The following is a 20,729-nucleotide window of genomic DNA, read 5'->3' on the forward strand; positions in this document are numbered from 1 at the left end:
CGAGGTCACCGGCGCGCGCAGGGCCGCCGGGGCCGGCGGGGTCACCCGCGCGAGCGGGGCGCGACGGTGATCGAGCTCGCCATGCTCATGCCGATCATCTTGGCCGTCGTGCTGCTGGTCGTACAGGTGACGCTGTGGTTCCACGGCCGCCAGGTGGCCGACGCCGCCGCGAGGGAGGGGGCGCGGATCGCCCGCGCGGCGGGCGCCGACGGGGACGGCTGGCAGGACGCGGCGGAGCAGAAGGCCCTCCAGATCGTCCAGGCCGTGGGCCCCGAGCTGCTCAAGAACGCCCAGGCGAAGTCATGGGAGCAGGGCGACCAGCGGGGTGTCGACGTCACCGGCAGCGCCGTGCAGGTCGTGCCGCTGCTGCCCGAGATGACGTTCACGATCACCGCGCACTTCGGCGGCCCGATCGAGTGCTTCCGCCCCGACGACGGCTCGGAGGGCTGCCAATGAGCCCCCCGCTACGGGCCGACGGGGGTTCCATGACGGTGGAGACGGTCATGCTGGCCCCGGTGTTCCTGCTCTTCCTCATGTTCCTCGTGGCCGCCGGCCGGGTCGTGGAGGCCCAGGGAGAGGTCAACGGCGCCGCCAGGGACGCGGCGCGCGCGGCGTCGGTGCAGCGCACCCTGTCCGCCGCCGAAGCCGCCGCCGCCGACACCGCCGAGTCCTCCCTGTCGGGTGAGTGCTCTCCCCAGGTCGGCACCTCGGGCACGGACTGGAAGGAAGGCGGCATCGTCAAGATCACCGTGACCTGCGAGCTCAACCTGGACTTCCTCGGCTTCGGCGCCGTCAAGCAGATGGCGGGCAGCGCGGTGGTGCCGCTGGAGCAGTTCAGGAGGGTCCAGTGACCCGTTCCCGGATCCGCGACGTCCGCCCCTCCGGGCCGCCCCGCCCGCCCGCGGCGGAGCGGGGATCGATGTCCGTCTTCGTCGTCATCTTCTCTGTCACGGTGTTCCTGCTGGCCGGGCTGCTGGTCGACGGAGGGGCGGCCATGAACGCCAGGCTCAAGGCCGCCGACATCGCCGAGCAGGCCGCCCGCGCCGCCGCCGACCAGATCGACACGGAGAGATTGAGGTCCACCGGGGAGGTGCGGCTGCAGGCGGGGAACGCCGTCTGCGGCAGGGCCGAGGAGATCGTGGCGGCCCACGACGTCGACGGCGTACGGATGACCGACTGCGCCCCGGGTGACGCCGGCGCGGACGTGACGGTGGGGGTGTCGGTCCACTGGGACGCCCTCTTCCTGTCGGTGCTCGGCTTCAGCGGCTCCGACATGAAGGCGGCGGCCACCGCCGCCCCGGACCCGGGGGCCGCCGCGTGAATCGGACGCTCACCCCGCACAGTCCCGGATCCGAGTGCCGCGTTCAATCGATGCCCATGTCCCGCCGCCTCCCGTCGCCATGCCGAACGTCTCGGATCGCTGGCGGGCCGGTGCGTACGCGAGGACGCTGGGGGAGTCCCGCAACCAGGCCCACGGCCTCGGAGAGGGGTGAGGCATGACGCGCGAACCCACGCCACCCGGCTCCCGGCCGCCGGACGGCCGGGACCACCCTCCGGCGGGCGGCGGCTGGCCCCGGCCCGCCGTGCCGCAGGCGCGTCCACGGGGAGGAGCCACACCGCCCCCGTCAGGCTCATCGCGGTCAGGCACGCCGTCCCCGCCAGGCTCGCCTACGGCAGGCTCTTCACGGTCCGGACTGATGTCCTCGTCGGGCCCGTCCAGGTCAGGCTCGGCGTGGCCAGGAGGGTCGTCGGGCTCGTCCAGCTCGCCGGGCTCGCCGGGCTCGTCTGGATCGGGCCCGCCGCGTCCCGGCCCGCCGCGGCCGCCCGAGCAGTGGCGGGAGCGCACGCCCGTCCGCGTGCCGCCCAGGCGCACGGCCGGGGACGTCCTCGCGGGCATCGCGGCCCTGCTCGCCCTGATCGGGCTCGTGGGCGGCGTGCCGTACGCGCTGATCCGGCTGGCCGGGCCTCCGATCTCCAGCCCGCTGCTCGATCCTGACCTGTTCACGAGCCGGGTGGGCCCCGAGACGATCATCGCGATCCTCGTGCTGCTGGTCTGGCTGGCCTGGCTGCAGCTGTTCCTGTGCGTGGTGGTCGAGGTCTACGCCGGTCTACGGCATGTCGGCATGCCGGCCCGGGTCCCGTTGTCGGGTGGCACCCAGGCCCTGGCGAATCGGCTGGTGTCGGCGGTGCTGCTGCTGTTCACGGCGACCGCTGTGGCCGTGCCTATCGCCCGTGCGGGTCTGCCGGCCCCGATCCGGCCTCAGGTGGCCGCGCTGTCGGCGCCCGTGGAGACCGAGGCCGAGCGGCCGGCCCTGCACGCCCGGGAGGTCAAGAAGGTCTACGTCGTCCAGCCGCCGCACGGGCGCCATCACGAGAGCTTGTGGGAGATCGCGGACAAATGCCTGGGTGACGGCCGCCGCTACCACGAGATCTACCGGCTGAACCAGCACAAGGAGCAGCCGGACGGCAGCCGCCTGCACATGGCCGATCTCATCCGGCCCGGCTGGGTGCTGGACATGCCGGACGACGCCAGGAACGTGCACGTCGTCCCCGTCGAGGAGGACCGGCCCGCGGTGTCGCAGGAGCACCGGGGCAAGCCCGCCGAGCTCGACGGCGGGACCCACTACGGCTCCGGGGCAGAGGCGCCCGGCGCCGCCGAATCCCGCACCGGTTCCAGCAGCGGCGCCGGTTCTGGCACCGGTTCCGGTTCTAGCGCCGGGGGGCGCGGTGATGCCACCCCGGACGCGCACGAGGGTGACCTCACCCGGCCGGACCACGCGCGGCCCACTCCGGGCACCGCCACGCCGGGGAACCCCAAGCCGGACGAGGGAGGCGCCGCGCTGCCGCACGCGAGCGGCACACGTCACCCCGGCACGCCCGCCACGCCGGGCATCGTCCTCCCGCCGCCTGCGATGCCCGAGCACACCGGGACGGCCCGGCCCGCCCCGCCCGCGACCGGCAGGCCGGGGGCGCATCCGAGCGCCCCACCCACGACGCGCCCAGCGCACCCCGCCACCGCACACCCCGCCACCGCACACCCCGCCACCGCACACCCCGGGACCGCGCACTCCGGGACTGCGAACCCGGCGACCAGGACCCCGGCGACCACGACCCCGGCCGAGCCGCCCGCCGCCGGGCGGCCGGGATCGGGGCCGGGGCTGGGACCTGAGGCCGGCACCGACCGGGCCCCGGGCATGGACATGGTCGACTACCTGGCCGCCACGACGCTCGCGTCGGCCGGGCTGCTCGCCGTACTGGGGCGCAGGCGCAGGGAACAACTGTGGCGGCGCGCGTTCGGGCGGCGCGTCGTGCGCCCGCGAGGCGACGCGGCCGACGCCGAGGTGGCGATCCGGCTGGGAGCCGACGCCCCCGGCAGCCGGATGCTCGACATCGGCCTGCGCCTGCTGGGCAGGTTGCTGGCCGACCGCGGCAGGCGCCTTCCGACGGTCTTCGCCGTCCACCTGTCCAGCCGCGGCCTCGACCTGTGGGTCCACCCCTCCGACGAGGACGTGCCCGAGCCGTGGGAGGCCTGCGACGGCGGCCAGGTGTGGCGGCTGCCCGCGCATGAGGGCCGCCGGATCGACGAGCACGTGCTCGCCGGGACACCCGCGCCGTACCCGGGGCTGGTCTCGCTGGGCACCGGCGAGGGCGGCCGGGTGCTGGTCGACCTGGAGGCCGCGCACGGGGTCATCGCCATGACCGGCGCGCACACGGTCGCGGCCCTGTCGGCGCTCGCGGTCGAGCTGGCCACCAACCGCTGGTCCGACCACATGCGGATCACGCTCGTCGGGTTCGGCGAGGAGCTCGCGCTGATCGCCCCCGAGCGGATCACGACGGCGGGAAGCATGGCGGAGGTGCTGCCCGAGTTCGAGGAGCGCGCCCGGCACACCGGCGACGTCCTCACCGGGCGGATCCACGGCCGGGTGGCCGACCCGGCGTGGACGCCCCACTACCTGCTGTCGGCCCTGCGTCCCGATGAGGACGAGGCCCGGCGGCTGGCGCTGCTCGGCAAGGGGAGGAGGACGGCGAGCGGGTTCGTCGTGGCGGGAGACGTGCCCCACGCCACGTGGACCTGGGAGATCACGGAGGACGGCCGGGCCAGGATCGACGCGCTCGGCTTCGACGTACGGGCTCACCTGCTGCCGCGCAGGCACTACGACGCGGTGGTCACCCTGTTCCGTACGGCGCAGCGCACCGAGGGCGAGCCGCTCGCCGGCTCCGGCGGCCCACTTCGCGCCGGACCCGGTACGGCTCCCGCCGAGCGGCTGCCGGACGAGCCGCCCTCGATCGAGGTGCGCATCCTCGGCCCGATCGAGATCAGCCCGGTGAACCCGCTTGAGGAGGGCAGGGCCGCGATCGCACACGAGCTGGTCGTCTACCTGGCCACCCACCCGGCGGGCGTCCACCCGGTGGTCCTCGGCGGCGTTCTGTGGCCGCGCGGCGTGCAGCCGGCGGTCCGCGACGCCACCATCGCCCGCGTGGCCGAATGGCTCGGCACCGACTCCGAGGGGCGCCCGCACATCTCCCCCGACGGCTCGGGCCGCCTGCGGCTGGGCCCGGAGGTGCGCACCGACTGGCGGCTCTTCCAGGACCTGGTGCGCCGGGCCGGCGAGTGCGCCGACGCGGCACGGCCCGGGGAGGTCGAGGCGGGGCTGCTGGAGCAGGCGCTCGGGCTGGTGCGCGGGCCGCTGCTGAACGGCAGGCCGGGCAACCGGTACGCCTGGCTGGCCGCCGACTCCCTGGAGTACGACGTGACGGCCTGGGTGGCGGACGCGGCCCACGCCCTGTGCGAGATCCGGCTGGCGCAGGACGACCCGCACGCCGCGGTGGCGGCGGCCAGAGCGGGGCTGCTGCTGGCCGCCGACGACGAAGGGCTCTGGCGCGACCTGCTGCGCGCCGCCCACGCCACCGGCGACCCGGCCCGCCTCCGCGCGGTCGTGGACGGCCTGCACCGCAGGGCCGCCTCCCATCCGTACGGAGGCGGCATGGCACCAGAGACCGAGGCGCTCATCGACGAGCTGCTGCCGGACTGGCGCGGCGGCGCCGCCCACGACCTCAGAACCCCCCGTCTCGCATGACCGGAGCCTGGATGCGTGCCCACAGCGCCGCCGACCACAGTGCCGCCGACCGCCGTGCGGCCTACCACCGCGCGGTCGAATCATGCCGATCCGTGCATACCGGTGGATCCCGGCGGGTGACGCTCGCTACCGTCGTCCGCGCGGGGGATCGGGTCCTTCGAAGGGCACTGCCGATGCGCTCGACCGCCGTCGCCGCCGCCGTCTCGGCGTGCGCCCTGCTCGCCGCCGGCTGCTCCGTGCCGGGCGAGGAGCGGGGATTCACTCCGGCGGGCGTGGTGGCCGGTCAGCGGTCCGGGGGCTCGCAGCCCGCACCGGCCCCGTCAGTCGAGACCGTCGCCGTCGCCCCCGGGCTCACGGTCCAGATCGAATGGCCGGAGGCCCTCGAACCGGCGCACACCGCCATGGTCAAGGCGCTCACCGGGACCTACACCGCTCAGTGGCGTGCGGTCGGCTCCCTCGGTGAGGACGAGTCGTACCTCGGCGCCGTCGAGGATGCGGCGAGCCGGGACGCCTACACCTGGGTGCACGGCTTCGTCTCGGAGAAGTTGTCCGCCCGCGGCGTGGCGAAGATCTACGGGCTGCGGGTGGCCTCGGTCAGCGGCCGGGGCGCGGAGGTGGACGCCTGCGTCGAGGAGTCGGGCGTGCGGGTCACCGACAAGAACGGCGACCCGATCGCCGAGCAACCCCTGTGGACCAAGCCCCCGCGATCCACCTACCTCCAGGTCGCGGCGGTGCGGAAGGGCGACGACGGCGCCTGGCGCGTCAAGCTGTTCCAGCACGCCGCCTATCCCGACGAGCGCGCGAAGGAGTGCGTCCGATGAGCGTCAGAGCCAAACTGGTGCCCCTGCTGGCGGGTGGCCTGCTCACCGTGGCGGCGGCCCCCGGCCCCGGAGGGCCGCAGGGGGAGGGCTTTCAGCACGGGCGGACCGTGGGCGTGCGGCTGCAGAACAGCAACATCGTCGTCAAGGGCTCCGGCCTGGGCGCGCGGAGCGACGGCTACCGGGTGAAGCGCCCCTGCTGGTACGAGCCCGGCAAGACAGCCGAGGAGATGCTCCAGGATCAGGAGGCGGTGCGCACCTGGTGGTTCCACACGAATCCGGGCGCCACCGAGGAGAAGTTCCAGGAGTTCCTCAAGCAGTTCAAGGACAAGGTCGGCCAACCCGGCCGGTGGTGGAGCCCCGCCTACAACGCCGCCGATCCGAACGGCATGTCGTGCTGGACGGGCCTGGAGGGGGCGGTCTGGGTGCCGCCGGGGCAGACGCCGCCCGCCGGCATCACCATGCAGGAGCTCATGGACATCGCGCGGGCGGCGCTGACCGTGCCCAAGCCGGTGATCAAGCTGAGCCCCGACGCGAAGAGCTACGTGAACCTGGACACGTGGGTCTGGCTCGACGGGGCCGGCCCGACGACCCGCTCGGTCACCGCCACGCTGCCCGGCGTCATGTCGGCCACGGTCACGGCCACGCTCAAGGGCATCACGATCAAGTCGGGGACGACCCCCGAGCGGGCCGAGGTGCACGACGACTGCGGCGCGACCGGCCGCCCGTACACCGAAGGAGGCACCTTCACCTGCGGCGTCCGCTACCTGCGGGCGTCGATCGACCAGCCGCGCAAGGTCTACACGCTGACCGTCACCACCAACTGGCCCGTCACGGGCGAGGGCAACGGCGCGGGCGCCGGGCCGGTCACGCCGTTCATCTACGCGCCCGTCGGCGGCTTCCAGCCCGTCCAGGTGACGGCCACCCGTGACGTCCCCGTCGGCGAGGTCCAGAGCATCGTGAAGCCCTGAGCCCTTCCCTCAGGAGGCGGCAGCTTCAGGAGGCGGCGGCTTCGTGGGCGAGCAGCCACTGCTTGACCGGGCGGCCGTAGTAGTAGCCGCCGTGCCCGCCGCTCGCGGGCAGGACCCGGTGGCACGGCACGAACGGGGCGATGAGGTTCTGCGCGCAGGCCGATCCCGCCGCCCGCGCCGCCGTTTTCGGCAGCCCGGCCCGCTCGGCGAGCTCGCCGTACGACACGGTGGTGCCGGCGGGGACGCTCCGCAGGGCGGCGTACAACCGCTGCCGGGTGGGCGTTCCGGGCTGTTCGGCCGCGACCCGGTCGAGCGCGTCGATCTTCCCGTCGAGATACTCCCGTACGGCCTGGGCGGTGTCGCCGAGGTCGCCCTCCTGTAGCGGGAGAGCCCGCAGCGGCTCGGGGAGCCGCAGGAACATCTCCCGCGGGTCGGGGGTGAAGCCCGCCGACACGAGGACGCCGTCCCGGGCGAGGATGCTGAGGGGCCCGACCGGGGTGGGCAGGATCTGGGTGATGATCATGGCTGTCGCGGCGCGTCGGCCGCTTCCTCCTTCGGGTGATCGGTCAGGGGATCGGCGCTGCTCGCGCCCCACAGGTGGAGGGCGGCGTACGCACGCCAGGGGCGCCACCGCTCGGCCTCCTCGGGGGCGATGCCGAGCCTCGCCATCGTCTTCTTCAGCACAAGGTCGTCGCCGGGCCACGCGTCCGGGTCGCGCAGCGAGCGGAGGGCGACGTAGCTCGCGGTCCACGGCCCGATGCCGGGGATCCGCAGCAGCTTGGCGACGGCCTCCGCCGGGTCCTCGGCGCCGTCGAGGTCGATCTCCCCGGCCGCCACCGCCTCGGCGAGCGCGGTGAGAGTGGCGACCCGGCGGGTGGTCAGCCCCAGGCCGGTGAGGTCGGCCGCGGCCAGCATCCCGGCCGTGGGGAAGAGCAGCCGCGGCTCGCCGTCCGCGATGCCGGAGAGCGCCCCTTCCGGAGCGTCGGGCTGTGCATCGGCCGAGGCGTCGGGCTGTGCGTCGGGCTGTCCGTCGGCTGGGATGCCGGCCCGGGCGGCGATGCGGCCGAGGATGGTCCGCGCTCCCGCCACCGAGATCTGCTGGCCCACCACGGCCCGCACCGCCATCTCGAACCCGTCGAACGCCCCCGGCACCCGCAGCCCTGGGCTGGCCAGCACCAGCGGCGCCAGAGCGGTCGTGCCGAGGACCGACGCGACGGCCTCCGGATCGGCGTCCAGATCGAGCATCCGGCGGCAGCGCGAGACGATCCGGGCGAGCTGCCGGGTGTCGGTGGTCCGCACCGTGAGCCGGATGTGGTCGTCCGCAGGCACCAGCGTCACCGCCCCGCCGGGGATCGCCCTCGCGTAGCTCAGCACACGGCCCTCGTGGGCCGGGGGCCGCGACCACGTGACGCTCTCGACTCCGGGGACGGCGCGGGCCGCCAGGAAGCGCAGCACCGACTGGGCGTCGTACGGCGTGCGGTAGCCGAGCCGGAGGACCAGCCCCGTCCTGCCGCTGCCGGCCGTCGTGAGCGGCCCGGCGGCCTTGCGGAGATCTCCGGGCGCGAAGCCGTACGACTCCTTCATGGCGGCGTTGAACTGCCGCACGCTGCCGAAGCCTGAGGCGAACGCGACGTCGGTGATCGGCAGGGAGGTCTCGGTGAGCAGTTGTTTGGCGAGCAGGAGCCGCCTGGTGCGGGCGACGGCGAGCGGCCCGGTGCCGAGCTCCGCCACGAACAGGCGGTGCAGGTGGCGCTCGGTCACGTGCAGCCGCCGGGCGAGGCCGGCGACACCCTGCTCGTCGGCCGCTCCGTCGTCGATCAGGCGCAGCGCCCGGCTCACGAGGTCGGCGCGCACGTCCCAGCCCGGGTCGCCGGGGCTGAGCTCCGGCCGGCAGCGGCGGCACGGCCGGAACCCGGCGGCCTCGGCGGCGGCCGCGTGGCGGTAGAAGCGCACGTTGCGGCGCGCGGGCGTGCGGGCGGGGCAGATCGGGCGGCAGTAGATGCCGGTCGAGGTGACGGCCGTGTAGAAGCGCCCGTCGAACCGGGAGTCCCGGGCGGAGACCGCCAGGTAGCACGCGTCGAAGTCGAGCTGTCGTGTCGTCACGTCTACGACGCTATGCGCTGGCCACCGATGCGGACCGGCGGAAATCGGACCCCAGCGTTCACTTGCTGGAGATGCCCACCCCGAGGTCGAACTCGCGGTAGACCCTGGCCCAGAAGCCGTCGCGTAGCCAGACGCGCGCCTCGGGGAAGGGCCGCAGCGAGTGTCCCAGCTCCTTTTCCGCCTCGATCAGCAGCTCGGTGTCGATCACGGTGGGCAGTATCGGGCCGGGCAGCAGATCGCGGATGTTGTCCCTGCCACGAGTCAGTATCCACTTCTGCGCCACGTGCTCGCCGACCTCTTCCACCCGTGGACGGCCCGGCCCCAGCTTGGTGAGCTGGCCGGCCGGCGGCGCCTTGGGCACCGGCTTGACGGTGCGGCCCGCGAAGACCTGGGCGGGCGACGGGGCCGGCGGAACGGGCACGGGCACCGGAGCCCGCGTGAAGAAGGGGCGCAGGAAGTCGGCGCCGATGATCTCGACGGTATCGGACTCCCAAACCAGACGCTCGGCCTGGTTCGTCCCGAACGGCGGCTCGACGCCCCACAGGTGGACCCGGACGCCGTACGCCTGGGCGGCCTCGACGGCGGGCACCATGTCCTCGTCGCCGGCGATCAGCACGGTGTCGCTCACGGCGTGGTGGCGGGCCAGGGCCTCGAGGTCGCTGCGGATCTGGGCGTCCACGCCCTTCTGCTGGCCGCGGGCGTTCAGGTTGCCGAGCCGGACCTTGACCCAGGGAAGCTGGGCGATCACCCGCTGGTCCACTGTCGGCACCCGGTCCCGGGCGGCGTCGTACCAGTAGATGCGCAGCAGCTCGCCGGGGATGCGCTCAAGCGCGTGTTTCTGGAGGGCCTGGATGAGTTCGTCCGCGGATACGCGGTACTCCTTACGCTCCTTGGCCCCTAACAGAACTTCGCCGGCCGCCGCGTAAAGGTAACCCACATCTACAAGGACGGCGTACTTCGCGGCAATGCCATGTGCGCCGAAGTCCGGGATGGCCATGGTGTCCTCCTGGACTCGTCACTAGGTGATCGGCTGACTATATTCCCCCACTTTCTAGATAGTCCCAACTCTTGGACCACTTGACACCCTGTTCCGCTGATGTAATCACTCCGTGGTCACCGGGAGTGTGGGAGGAAGGCGCCACGCCAGGCTCCCGGGCCGTGCGGCAGCTCCCGGCGCAGCCGCCGAGCCGGGTCGCGCCAGCGTTCCTCGCTGGTCACGGGGGCGGGCTGGCCGGCTGTCTCGCTGGAGGAGACGGCCGCGGCCGCCAGCAGCGCGGCGATCTCCTCTGGGCTCGCGTCGCCCCGCAGGATCCTGAGGTACGGCCGGCCGGCGGTCACAGCGGGATGTTTCCGTGCTTCTTGGGCGGCAGCGCGGCCCGTTTGTTGCGCAGGGCCCGCAGGGCGCGGACGATCTGGATCCGGGTGTCCGACGGCCGGATGACCGCGTCCACGTAACCCCTCTCCGCGGCGAGGTAGGGGTTGGCCAGCGTGTCCTCGTACTCGGTGACGAACCGCGCGCGGGCGGCGTCCGGGTCGCCGGCGGCGGCGAGCTCCCGCCGGTAGAGGATGTTGACCGCCCCCTGCGCGCCCATCACCGCGATCTGCGCCGTGGGCCAGGCCAGGTTGACGTCCGCGCCGAGGTGCTTGGACCCCATGACGTCGTACGCCCCGCCGTACGCCTTGCGGGTGATGACGGTCACCAGGGGCACGGTCGCCTCGGCGTAGGCGTACAGGAGCTTGGCGCCCCGGCGGATGATGCCGTTCCACTCCTGGCCGGTGCCGGGCAGGAAGCCGGGCACGTCGACGAAGGTCAGCACCGGGATGTTGAAGGCGTCGCAGGTGCGGACAAACCGGGCGGCCTTCTCGGAGGCGTCGATGTCGAGCGTCCCGGCGAAGCTCATCGGCTGGTTGGCCACCACGCCGACCGAGTGGCCCTCCACCCGGCCGAAGCCGACCACGATGTTGGGCGCGAAGCCCGCGTGGACCTCCAGGAACTCGCCGTCGTCCACGACGTGCCCGATGACCGTCTGCATGTCGTACGGCTGGTTGGCCGAGTCGGGGATCAGCGTGTCGAGCTCGCGATCCTCGTCCGTGGTCTCCAGCTCCACCTCGACCGCGTAGGCGGGAGCGTCGTCCATGTTGTTGGACGGCAGGTAGGACAGCAGCGCCCGGGCGAACTCCAGGCAGTCCTCCTCGTCCGCGGCCTCGTAGTGGGCGACGCCGGACTTCGAGTTGTGCGTGTGGGCCCCGCCCAGCTCCTCGAAGGTCACCTCCTCGCCGGTGACCGTCCTGATGACGTCCGGCCCGGTGATGAACATGTGTGACTTCTCCTGCACCATCAGGACGAAGTCGGTCAGGGCGGGGGAGTAGACGGCGCCGCCGGCGCACGGCCCCATGATCAGCGAGATCTGCGGGATCACGCCGGAGGCGTGCACGTTGCGCTTGAAGATCTCGGCGTACAGGCCCAGGGAGACCACGCCCTCCTGGATGCGCGCCCCGCCGGAGTCGTTGATCCCGACCACCGGGCAGCCGGTCTTCAGCGCGTGGTCCATGACCTTGACGATCTTTTCGCCGAAGACCTCGCCGAGCGAGCCCCCGAAGACGGTGAAGTCCTGGGCGAACACGGCCACGGGCCGGCCGTCCACCGTGCCGTGCCCGGTCACCACCCCGTCGCCGTACGGCCGTTCGCGGTCGAGGCCGAAGCTCGTCGACCGGTGCCTGGCGAGCTCGTCGAACTCGACGAACGAGCCTTCGTCGAGGAAGGCGGCGAGCCGCTCGCGGGCCGTCATCTTGCCCTTGGCGTGCTGCTTCTCCACCGCGCGCTGGGAGCCCGCGTGCGCGGCCTCGCTCAGCCGCCGCTCCAGGTCCGCGATCTTTCCCGCGGTCGTGTGGATGTCCGTCTCGTGGACGCGGTCGGCGCTCACCGGCCGTTCACCGCTTCCCGCTCCGCGCACGCTCCGCGATGGGTCCGCTCCGAACTCATGTCGGACAGGGTAGCCATTCGCGGGCCGACCGGCGCCGGGGGGTGGCCTTCGGGAACCGTGTCCTGAAGTGGAGGAAACCCGGGGCGGGCCCCGTTCGTTCGATCGACGACGACGTCCACGAGGGGAACTCATGGCGGATGCGGTGCGCACCCAGGGGTTGTTCAAACGCTTCGGGCAGCAGGTGGCGGTCGGCGGGATCGACCTCGTCGTGCCCAGCGGCAGCTTCGCCGGGCTGGTCGGCCCCAACGGGGCCGGCAAGACGACGACATTGAGCATGGTCACCGGCCTGCTGCGCCCGGACGGCGGGCTGATCGAGATCGGCGGCCACGACGTCTGGGCCGACCCGGTCGGCGTCAAGGCGCACGTCGGCGTCCTGCCGGAGGGGCTGCGGCTGTTCGAGCGCCTGTCCGGCAGGGAGCTGCTGCTGTACAACGGGCAGCTGCGGGCCATCCCGCTCGACGAGGTCGGACGGCGGGCCGACGAGCTGCTTCGGGTCATGGACCTCGTCGAGGCGCAGGACAAGCTGGTGGTGGACTACTCCACCGGCATGCGCAAGAAGATCGGCCTTGCGGCGGCGCTGCTGCACAACCCGCGCGTGCTCTTCCTCGACGAGCCGTTCGAAGGCGTCGACCCGGTGTCGGCCAACACCCTCGTGGAGGTCCTGCGCCGCTACACCGCCTCCGGCTCCACCGTGATCTTCTCCAGCCACGTGATGGACCTCGTCGAGCGATTGTGCGACTGGGTGTCGGTGATGGACCGCGGCCGCATCGTCGCCCAGGGCCCCCTCGGCTCCGTACGGGGGGACCGCTCGCTCAACGAGGCGTTCCTGGAACTGGTGGGCGCGCACGGGAACGGCGAGGAGGGCCTGTCGTGGCTCGGCTCGCCGGCGTCGTGACCCCGCCGGAGGCGCCGGTCACGGCGGCGCTGTTCGTCCGGCTGAAGCTGCGCCTGATCAGGGGCGGCCTGCGCGGCGACGTCACCAGGCAGGTCGGCTTCGTGTCCACTGTGGTGGTCGCCGCCCTGGCGGGGATCGCGGGCTTCGCGCTGTTCGCCCTGCTGCGGCTCGCTTCTGGCGACGTCGCGCTCAACCTGGGGATCATCGGGTTCGTCGTGTTCACGGCGGCGTGGATCGTGGTGCCGCTGCTCGCCTTCGGGCTGGACGAGACCCTCGACCCGGCCCGGCTGGCCCTCTTCCCGCTCACCACCCGGCAACTCGCGACCGGCCTGCTTGCCGCGTCCGCCGCCGGGCCGTGGCCGCTCGCCTCCCTGGCAGCCATGGCCGGAGCCGTCATCGGCCTGGCCTCCGGGCCGGTGGGCGTCGTGCTCGGCCTGCCGGCCGTGGTGTTGCAGTTCGCCCTGTGCCTGGTCTCCTCGCGGCTGGTCACGACGGCTCTGTCAGGAGTGCTGCGCAGCCGCCGGGGGCGGGACATTCTCGCGGTCGCCGCCGTGGCGGTGCTTCTCGTCTTCCAGCTGCCCAATCTGCTGATCAACCGGGGGCTCCCCGGTGACATGACCGCGCTGCTGTCGTCGATCGGCGGCCTTCTGCGGTGGACGCCTCCGGGCCTGGCCGCGCATGCCATCGCCGACGGGGGGCTCATCGGGGCCGCCGAGCTGATCGTCGTCGCGATGGTCGTCGTGGTGCTCGCCTGGCTGTGGATCACCGCGCTGCGGCGGGCGCTCGTCCGTCCCGACTCCTCCACCCAGGGTGGCGGCTCGGTACGCCGGTCACGCGGGCAGCGGTTCCTGCCTCGCGGGATGCTGGGGGCGGTCGTCGCCAAGGAGCTCAAGTACGCCCGCCGGGAGCCGCGGGGACGGGTCACCTGGTTCAGCGCGATCGCGATCAGCGTGGTGATCATGTTCACCATGGGCGGTCCGGACGTGGCGGGAGGTCTGACGCCCGCCATCGGGCCCGCGTGCCTGGCCGCCGTGATGATGGGACTGCAGGCGTCGAACTCGTTCGGCATCGACGGGCGGTCGCTGTGGATGAACGTGGTGGCGTTCTCCACCGCCCGCGACATGCGGACCGACCTCGCCGGGCGGCATCTGGCGATGTCGATCATCGCGGTGCCCGTGCTGGCCCTGATCTCACTGACCACCGGCCTCGTCCTGGGCCACCCCACCTGGGGCCTCGCCATCGCCCCCGTGGCGTGGGGCGTGTTCGGTGTGACCATCGGTGTCGGCGCGGTGTTCAGCGTGCTCCTGCCGTACACCTACCCCGAGCGGCTGAACGCCTTCACCGGCGCCGCGCCGGGGCAGGGCGGCCAGGCGTTCGTCGCGTCGTTCGGCACGATGACGGTGGCGAGTCTGCTGTCGCTGCCCCTCGTGGTGCCCCTGCTGTTCAACGCCCTCTGGTTGTGCCCGCTCGCCGTGCCGTACGGGCTGCTGGTGGCCTGGGCGGGCCGCCGCCTCGGCGGCTCCATCGGCTTCGCCCGCCTCCCCGACCTCCTCGCCGCCGTCTCCCGCCCCGTCTAAGAACAAAGGGGTGGTGGTTTCGGTGCGGTAGAAGTCGGCCGCGGTGACGGTGGTGGGGACGCCGAGTTCGGCGGCGACCGCGGTGATCGCGGAGGCGCCGACGGCGAGGTCGGCCTGGCCGTCGGCGGTGAAATAGGGTGCGATGAACATCTCGTAGTGGGCTCGGGCTTCGTCCGCGGTGTGTCGGCCGAGGAACGTCTGGATGTGCCGCACCGTGGTGTCGGGTTCGTCATGGATCACCTGCAGGGCGCGCCGGTGGGCTCGTACGACGGCCTGGACGGCGGGGTCGTCCGGGTGGATGTACGTGGGGTCGACGGCCACGCCTACGGTGGGGATCTGGAAGTGGTCGCCGACCCAGGCCAGCACCCGCCAGCCGTGCTCGGCGGCCACCGCTTCCGGTGCCATGGTGCTGCCGACCAGGGCGGCGTCGATCCTGCCGTCGCGCAGCCGGCGCAGGTCCATGCCGTAGTCGCCGGGCGGGCGGACGATGGTGTGGACGTCGCGGTCCGGGTCGAGGCCGGCCCGGCGCAGCACGATCCGGGCGATGCATCCGGGTGCGGTGTGGGGGGCGTGTACCGCCAGCCGTCGGCCGGCCAGGTCGGCCAGGGAGGTCAGGCCGGGGCGGGCGAGGAACCAGAACAGCGGGCGGTGGGTGTTGACATTGAGTGCGACCCAGGGGGTCCCATCGGCGAGCCGGGACAGCAGTGCCCGGGCGAGCCCGATGGTGGCGCCGTGGCGCAGCCGCTCCTCGCCCCAGGAGCAGCCGTCGCGCAGCGCGACGTGGACGCCCTCGTCGGCATAGAAGTCCTGCTGGTCGGCGATATAGGCGGCCAGTTCCTCGTGCAGGCCCCGCCCGACGTAGGCGAGATCGATCGTGTACATGAACGTTCTTCCTTGAGGGGCGGTATGGCCCGTACGCGGAGACGGCGGGGCGTCAGTACATGGACAGCCCGCCGTTGACGGCGGCCGTGGTGCCGGTCATGAAGGCGTTGTCCTCGCCGGCGTAGAAGGCGACCGCTTGGGCGACGTCGCCCGGGTGTGCCAGGCGGCCCAAGGGGGTGGCGGCCACCTGCCGCCGCTTGTGCTCCTCGTCGATCACATGCGCCATGCGGGTGTCCTCCACCGGGCCGGGCTCGACGACGTTGACCGTGATGCCCCACGGGCCCAGTTCCTGGGCGAGGTACCGGGCGAACTGCGCCAGCGCGGCCTTGGCCGTGCCGAGTGCGATCATGCCCTCCCGGGGCTGGCGGCTGAGGCCGGTACCGAGATAGATGATGCGTCCCCAGCCCTGTTCGGTCATGGCGGGCAGCACGGCTTTGGTGACCGCGAACGCCGCACGCATCTCGTCGTCGAGCTTGCCGCCCAGTTCCTCCCACGTCATGTCCTGGAACGACTTGATCGCATACGGCGTGAGCGCGTTGTTCACGAGCACATCGATGCCGCCCCATGCCTCCTGGACTCGCGCGATCATGCTCTCGACCGCCGCCGTCTCGCGCACGTCGGCCCGCACGGCCATGGCCTGGCCGCCCGCGGCCCTGATGACGGCCACGACCTCCTCGGCTTCGGTGACGCTGCGGAGGTAGTTGACCACCACGCGCATCCCTCGTGCGGCCAGAAGGCGCGCGGTGGCCGCACCGATTCCGCTGCCGGCCCCTGTCACCAATGCCACCCTGCCGGTCGCCCCGGTCATAGGCCCACCTCCTGCCGGTCATCGCGCCGCCGGCACCACCGTCCGGAGTCGTTCACCGGTGATGCCGGGCATGCCGAGCGGATTGCCCCGTAGAGCACGGTGGCACGGTCACCCGGCAGATCGGCCGAGGTCCAGTCGAGTTCGCGCGCTGAGCAGCCGCTCCAACGCGCCGGGCGAGTGATCTCTCCCCATATGAGGTCTTTCCCCACGGTATCAAGGCACGCTTTCCCGGCATGTGGGGCCAGGTGATCGAATGCCGTGATCCTGGCTGTCTTGGTCGCTGCGGCACCGCAGCCGCCAGACGCCGCCAGTCCGGTGCGGCCGCACGCGCCGGACGAGGTGGTAGGACCTTCCTGTGGCCGGGTACACGGAGCCTATGGCGGTGTACATCGATGTCGAGCCATTGGACGACCACAGATACCTCGTGCGCATCCGCGAGGATGCCGAGGAAGCCGAGGTCCGGTTCCAGGCCGGCCCGGCCGTGCTCGACGAGTTGGACATCACCGGCGCCGACGAGGCCCAGATCGTGAAGGAGACCGCGGCCTACCTCACCCGCCGGCAGTCGGTGATCGACCTTCCACCGATGATCGACCTCTACGACGTCGCGGCCGCATACGGCGAAGACTATGTCCAGGAACTGAGGCGACGTCTGCGGCCACTGTGAGGCAGCACGCGGGCGCCGACCCGGCAACCGCTACCGCGCGCGGCTACGCCTTCGGCTTCGCCGTCGCCGCCGGTCTTCCGTGCCGTCGCGGGCGGCACGGTCAGCGGAAGGCCTCCATCACGGGCCTCGCCGGAGGCACGACCATGAACGCGGTCCAACTGGTGAGACCGGTCTCGGGCGGATCAGGGGGATTCGCTAGCCTTCCTGCCATGGCCGCCATCGCTCCTGCCGAACGTCACAACGCCGTCGCGGAGATGCCGGACGAGCTCCGCGCCGACGTGCGTCTCCTGGGTGGACTGCTGGGTCAGGTGATCGCCGAGCACGGCGGTCCCGACCTCCTGGCCGACGTCGAGCGGCTCCGCAAAGCCGTGATCGCTGCCCGCCGCCGGGAGACGACGGCGGACGAGGTGGCGGACATGGTGGCGGGCTGGCCGGTGGACCGGGCGGTCGAGATCGCCCGCGCGTTCACCTGCTACTTCCACCTGGCGAACCTCGCGGAGGAGCACTACCGCATCCGCATCCTGCGGCAGCGCGACAAGGACGACGTCCCGCTGCGCGAGTCGCTGGCGGAGGCCGTGGAGCGGCTGCGGGGCGACGACCGGCTTCCTGAGCTGATCGAGGGCCTGGAGTTCCGCCCGGTGCTGACCGCCCATCCGACGGAGGCGCGCAGGCGGGCCGTCGTCACCGCGATCCAGCGGATCAGCGCTCAGCTCGACGCGTACAACATGCCAGGCCGGGGCGCGGCGGAGCGTGAGGAGGCGCACCGGCGGCTGCTGGAGGAGATCGACATCCTGTGGCGGGCGGCGCAGCTGCGGTCCACGAAGCTGGACCCGCTGGACGAGGTGCGCACGGCCATGGCGGCGTTCGACGAGACGCTGTTCCGGACGGTCCCTCAGATCTACCGGTCGTTCGACGCGGCGCTCGCTTCGGGGACCGGCACGCGGCCGCCGATGGCGCGGGCGTTCATCCGCTACGGGAGCTGGATCGGCGGCGACCGCGACGGCAATCCCAACGTCACGGCGAAGGTGACCAGGGAGGCCGTGCAGATCCAGGCCGAGCACGTGCTGATCGCGCTGGAGAACGCGACCACGCGGATCGGCCGTTCGCTGACGCTGGCGGAGCTTTACACCCCCGCGTCGGCCGCGCTGCGGGCGGCGCTGGCCCAGGCGGAGGACGACCATCCGGACCTGGTGTCGGAGATGGCGACCCGGTCCCCGCAGGAGCCGCACCGGCAGTGGCTGCTGTTCGTGGCGACCCGGATCGCGGCGACCCGCCGGCGTGATCTGGATCTGGCCTACCGGGTGCCGTCCGAGCTGCTCGCCGACCTGCGGCTCGCGCAGGAGTCGCTGCGCGACGCCGATGCCGTACGGCAGGCGTTCGGCGAGTTGCAGCATCTGATCTGGCAGGTGGAGACGTTCGGCTTCCACCTGGCCGAGCTGGAGGTGCGCCAGCATTCGGCCGTCCACGCCGCCGCGTTGAAGGAGATCGCCGAGGGCAGGCCGTCCGAGCGGACCGAGGAGGTCCTGGCGACGATCCGGGTGATCGGCTGGATCCAGGAGCGGTTCGGGGTGACCGCCTGCTCCCGGTACGTCGTGTCTTTCACCCGTTCGGCCGACGACGTCGCGGCGGTCTACGAGCTGGCCAGGCACGCCATGGGCGACCGGGCGCCGGTGCTCGACGTGGTGCCGCTGTTCGAGTCGGGCGAGGACCTGGACAACTCCGCCTCCGTGCTGGACGGCATGGTGTCCCTGGAGCCGGTGCGCAGGCGCCTGGAGACGAACGGCCGCCGGATGGAGGTCATGCTCGGCTACTCCGACTCGGCCAAGGAGCTCGGCCCGGCGGCCGCGACGCTGCGCCTGTATGACGCGCAGGCGGCGCTGACCGCGTGGGCGACCGCGAACGACGTGCGGCTGACCCTCTTCCACGGCCGTGGCGGCGCGCTCGGCCGTGGCGGCGGCCCGGCCAACCGGGCGGTGCTGGCGCAGGCTCCGGGGTCGGTCGGCGGGCGGTTCAAGGTTACCGAGCAGGGTGAGGTCATCTTCGCCCGTTACGGGCATTCGGCGATCGCCAAGCGGCACATCGAGCAGGTGACCAACGCCGTGCTGCTCGCCTCCACTTCGGACGTGGGGTCGGAGGCGACGGCGACGGCCGCCCGGTTCCGCGGGGTGGCCGAGCGGGTGGCGGCGGCGTCCGAGCGGGCGTACCGTTCGCTGACCGAGGCTCCGGGCTTCCCCGAGTGGTTCGCGCTGGTCAGCCCGCTGGAGGAGATCGGCTCGCTGCGGCTCGGCTCACGACCGGCCCGGCGCGGCCTCGGCGCACCCCGGTCGCTGGACGACCTGCGGGCCATCCCGTGGGTGTTCGCGTGGGCGCAGACCCGGGTCAACCTGCCCGGATGGTACGGCCTGGGCAGCGGCCTGGCGGCCGTGGCCTCCGAGGACGGCCTCGACTCGCTGCGTGAGGCGTACCAGGACTGGGCGCTGTTCGCGGCGATGCTGGACAACGCGGAGATGTCGCTGGCCAAGACCGACCGGGCCATCGCCGGGCGCTACCTGTCGCTGGGCGGCCGGGAGGACTTCGCGGGCCAGGTCCTCGAGGAGTACGACCTGACGCGGCGCCTGGTGCTGGAGGTGACGGGCCACGGCAGGCTGCTGGAGAACCGGCGGGTGCTGTCGCGCGCCGTCCAGCTGCGCGACCCGTACGTCGACGCGCTCAGCCACCTTCAGCTCCGCGCGCTGTCGGCGCTGCGGGCAGACCCCGACCTGCCGGAGGAGGAGCGGGAGCGCCTGTCCACCCTGCTCCTGCTGAGTGTGAACGGCGTGGCGGCCGGCCTGCAGAACACGGGCTGACCGGAACACGGCTGACCGGAACACGGGCTGACCAGAGGACGGGCTGACGGCGGGACACCGGGCCGGCGGCCGTCCGCGCTCAGGTGGCGATCCGCTCCTCGCCGGCGTAGATGTTGAAACGCTCCTCGCGCAGGAACCCGACGAGGGTCATGCCGAACTCGCGGGCCACGTCCACCGCGAGCGACGAGGGGGCCGAGACCGCGCAGACCGTCTGGACGCCGGCGGCCATGGCCTTCTGCATGATCTCGTAGCTGGCGCGCCCGCTGACCAGCAGCACGTGATCGTCGAGGGGGAGCCGGCCGCCGAGGAGCGACCAGCCGACGAGCTTGTCGACCGCGTTGTGCCGCCCCACGTCCTCCCTGACCCCGACGAGCGCGCCTTCCGGGGTGAACAGGCCGGCCGCGTGCAGGCCGCCGGTCCTGCCGAACACCCCCTGGGCCCGGCGCAGCAGGGCGGGCAGGCCGTAAAGGACCTTGGGGGAGACGGTCATCGCCGTGCGGGCGGCGGGCGGGCGGCAGCGGTCGCGCAGGGCGCCGAGGCTGGCGGCCCCGCAGACGCCGCAGGCGCTGGACGTCAGGAAGTGCCGTTCCAGCGAGGCGATGTCGGGCATGGCGGGCAGCGCGAGCCGTACGGTGACGGTGTTGTAGCGCGCCTCGGGCTCCAGGTCCTCGTCGGTGCAGTAGCCGATGGCGGCGATGTCGCCGGGCCCGGCGACCCCCTCGCCGTGCAGGAACCCGGCCGCGAGCTCGAAGTCGGCGCCGGGCGTGCGCATGGTGATCGCCACGGTACGGCTCTCGCCTCCGGCCAGCAGCCGGATCTCCAGGGGCTCTTCGGTGGCGAGGTCGTCGCGGCGGTCCCGTACGTCCGAGCCGGACACCTGCCGGACCCGGATCCGGGTGACGGGCCCTGGGCGGTGCGCCGGCCCCCGGCTGCCGTCCGGTTCCATTCCGCTCCCCTTCCCTTCGAGTTCCCTTCGAGGCACTCCAGCTTCGAGGCGTTCCCGCTTCGAGGCACTCCAGCATGGCCGATCACGCGCCGTCCCGTACGGGCGGGGGCCGCCAGGAAAGGGCGCCGGACGGTCGTCGGCGCTCCGAGCCCGATAA

17 protein-coding genes and 1 pseudogene are annotated in these 20,729 nt (G+C 72.9%); 10 read left to right on the plus strand and 8 right to left on the minus strand.

The genetic code is table 11. From position 1 onward, the window contains the following. The first annotated feature begins 66 nt into the window (after nt 1–66). The 6 genes from AB0B72_RS00655 (at nt 67) to AB0B72_RS00680 (ending at nt 6,867) form a co-directional block, all read left to right on the plus strand. On the plus strand, nt 67–456 hold the full coding sequence (locus tag AB0B72_RS00655; RefSeq protein ID WP_367736133.1) for a TadE/TadG family type IV pilus assembly protein: 390 nt from the start codon (nt 67–69) through the stop codon (nt 454–456). A 29-nt stretch (nt 457–485) separates the two neighbouring features. Next, nucleotides 486–851, plus strand: a complete 366-nt coding sequence (locus AB0B72_RS00660; RefSeq protein WP_367736134.1) for a TadE family protein — start codon at nt 486–488, stop codon at nt 849–851. Then, entirely contained in the window at nt 848–1,321 is a 474-nt protein-coding gene (locus tag AB0B72_RS00665) for a pilus assembly protein TadG-related protein (protein ID WP_367736135.1), read from the plus strand. Before AB0B72_RS00660 ends, AB0B72_RS00665 begins: the two co-directional genes overlap by 4 nt. 535 nt (nt 1,322–1,856) lie before the next feature. Further along, entirely contained in the window at nt 1,857–5,078 is a 3,222-nt protein-coding gene (locus AB0B72_RS00670) for a BTAD domain-containing putative transcriptional regulator (RefSeq protein ID WP_367736136.1), read from the plus strand. Between the two features lie 173 nt (nt 5,079–5,251). Next, nucleotides 5,252–5,899 (plus strand): hypothetical protein, encoded by a 648-nt coding sequence (locus AB0B72_RS00675; RefSeq protein ID WP_367736137.1) that lies wholly within the window; start codon nt 5,252–5,254, stop codon nt 5,897–5,899. After that, complete coding sequence (locus AB0B72_RS00680; RefSeq protein ID WP_367736138.1) at nt 5,896–6,867, plus strand: hypothetical protein; 972 nt, start codon at nt 5,896–5,898, stop codon at nt 6,865–6,867. Before AB0B72_RS00675 ends, AB0B72_RS00680 begins: the two co-directional genes overlap by 4 nt. A gap of 25 nt (nt 6,868–6,892) precedes the next feature. On the opposite strand, the gene AB0B72_RS00685 is transcribed toward AB0B72_RS00680, so the two are convergent. The 5 genes from AB0B72_RS00685 to AB0B72_RS00705 form a co-directional block, all read right to left on the minus strand. Then, entirely contained in the window at nt 6,893–7,390 is a 498-nt protein-coding gene (locus tag AB0B72_RS00685; protein ID WP_367736139.1) for a methylated-DNA--[protein]-cysteine S-methyltransferase, read from the minus strand. Continuing rightward, nucleotides 7,387–8,970: an AlkA N-terminal domain-containing protein gene (locus AB0B72_RS00690; protein WP_367736140.1), complete on the minus strand. Its 1,584-nt coding sequence runs from the start codon at nt 8,968–8,970 to the stop codon at nt 7,387–7,389. Before AB0B72_RS00690 ends, AB0B72_RS00685 begins: the two co-directional genes overlap by 4 nt. Nucleotides 8,971–9,028: 58 nt before the next feature. Then, the gene (locus AB0B72_RS00695; RefSeq protein ID WP_367736141.1) at nt 9,029–9,967 is read right to left on the minus strand and encodes an NYN domain-containing protein; all 939 of its coding nucleotides are present in this window, start codon (nt 9,965–9,967) and stop codon (nt 9,029–9,031) included. A gap of 116 nt (nt 9,968–10,083) precedes the next feature. Further along, a complete protein-coding gene (locus tag AB0B72_RS00700; RefSeq protein ID WP_367736142.1) occupies nt 10,084–10,308 on the minus strand; it encodes an acyl-CoA carboxylase subunit epsilon in 225 nt (74 codons plus the stop codon). Then, nucleotides 10,305–11,894, minus strand: coding sequence for an acyl-CoA carboxylase subunit beta (locus AB0B72_RS00705; RefSeq protein ID WP_367736143.1), 1,590 nt, complete (start codon nt 11,892–11,894; stop codon nt 10,305–10,307). Before AB0B72_RS00705 ends, AB0B72_RS00700 begins: the two co-directional genes overlap by 4 nt. Before the next feature lie 190 nt (nt 11,895–12,084). Here AB0B72_RS00705 and AB0B72_RS00710 point away from each other — a divergent pair, with 190 nt between their 5' ends. Both AB0B72_RS00710 and AB0B72_RS00715 read left to right on the plus strand, forming a co-directional pair. Beyond that, the gene (locus AB0B72_RS00710; RefSeq protein ID WP_367736144.1) at nt 12,085–12,849 is read left to right on the plus strand and encodes an ABC transporter ATP-binding protein; all 765 of its coding nucleotides are present in this window, start codon (nt 12,085–12,087) and stop codon (nt 12,847–12,849) included. Beyond that, on the plus strand, nt 12,825–14,426 hold the full coding sequence (locus AB0B72_RS00715; RefSeq protein WP_367736145.1) for a hypothetical protein: 1,602 nt from the start codon (nt 12,825–12,827) through the stop codon (nt 14,424–14,426). Before AB0B72_RS00710 ends, AB0B72_RS00715 begins: the two co-directional genes overlap by 25 nt. 228 nt (nt 14,427–14,654) lie before the next feature. Here the strand turns inward: AB0B72_RS00715 and AB0B72_RS00720 are convergent. Both AB0B72_RS00720 and AB0B72_RS00725 read right to left on the minus strand, forming a co-directional pair. Next, nucleotides 14,655–15,308: pseudogene (locus AB0B72_RS00720) on the minus strand (ABC transporter substrate-binding protein); the annotation flags it as partial. 52 nt (nt 15,309–15,360) lie between these two features. Beyond that, a complete protein-coding gene (locus AB0B72_RS00725; protein WP_367736146.1) occupies nt 15,361–16,116 on the minus strand; it encodes an SDR family NAD(P)-dependent oxidoreductase in 756 nt (251 codons plus the stop codon). Nucleotides 16,117–16,492: 376 nt separating this feature from the next. Between AB0B72_RS00725 and AB0B72_RS00730 the strand changes: the two genes are divergently transcribed. Together AB0B72_RS00730 and AB0B72_RS00735 are read left to right on the plus strand one after the other, a co-directional pair. Further along, the gene (locus AB0B72_RS00730) at nt 16,493–16,780 is read left to right on the plus strand and encodes a hypothetical protein (RefSeq protein WP_367736147.1); all 288 of its coding nucleotides are present in this window, start codon (nt 16,493–16,495) and stop codon (nt 16,778–16,780) included. 209 nt (nt 16,781–16,989) lie between these two features. Next, nucleotides 16,990–19,626: a phosphoenolpyruvate carboxylase gene (locus AB0B72_RS00735; RefSeq protein WP_367736148.1), complete on the plus strand. Its 2,637-nt coding sequence runs from the start codon at nt 16,990–16,992 to the stop codon at nt 19,624–19,626. A gap of 79 nt (nt 19,627–19,705) precedes the next feature. Here the strand turns inward: AB0B72_RS00735 and fdhD are convergent, their stop codons facing one another. Then, on the minus strand, nt 19,706–20,572 hold the full coding sequence (fdhD, locus tag AB0B72_RS00740) for a formate dehydrogenase accessory sulfurtransferase FdhD (protein WP_367736149.1): 867 nt from the start codon (nt 20,570–20,572) through the stop codon (nt 19,706–19,708). Between the last annotated feature and the right edge of the window lie 157 nt (nt 20,573–20,729).

Origin of the sequence: Microbispora sp. NPDC049125, from assembly GCF_040802045.1 — a bacterium.
In the GTDB taxonomy this organism is placed as follows: domain Bacteria; phylum Actinomycetota; class Actinomycetes; order Streptosporangiales; family Streptosporangiaceae; genus Microbispora.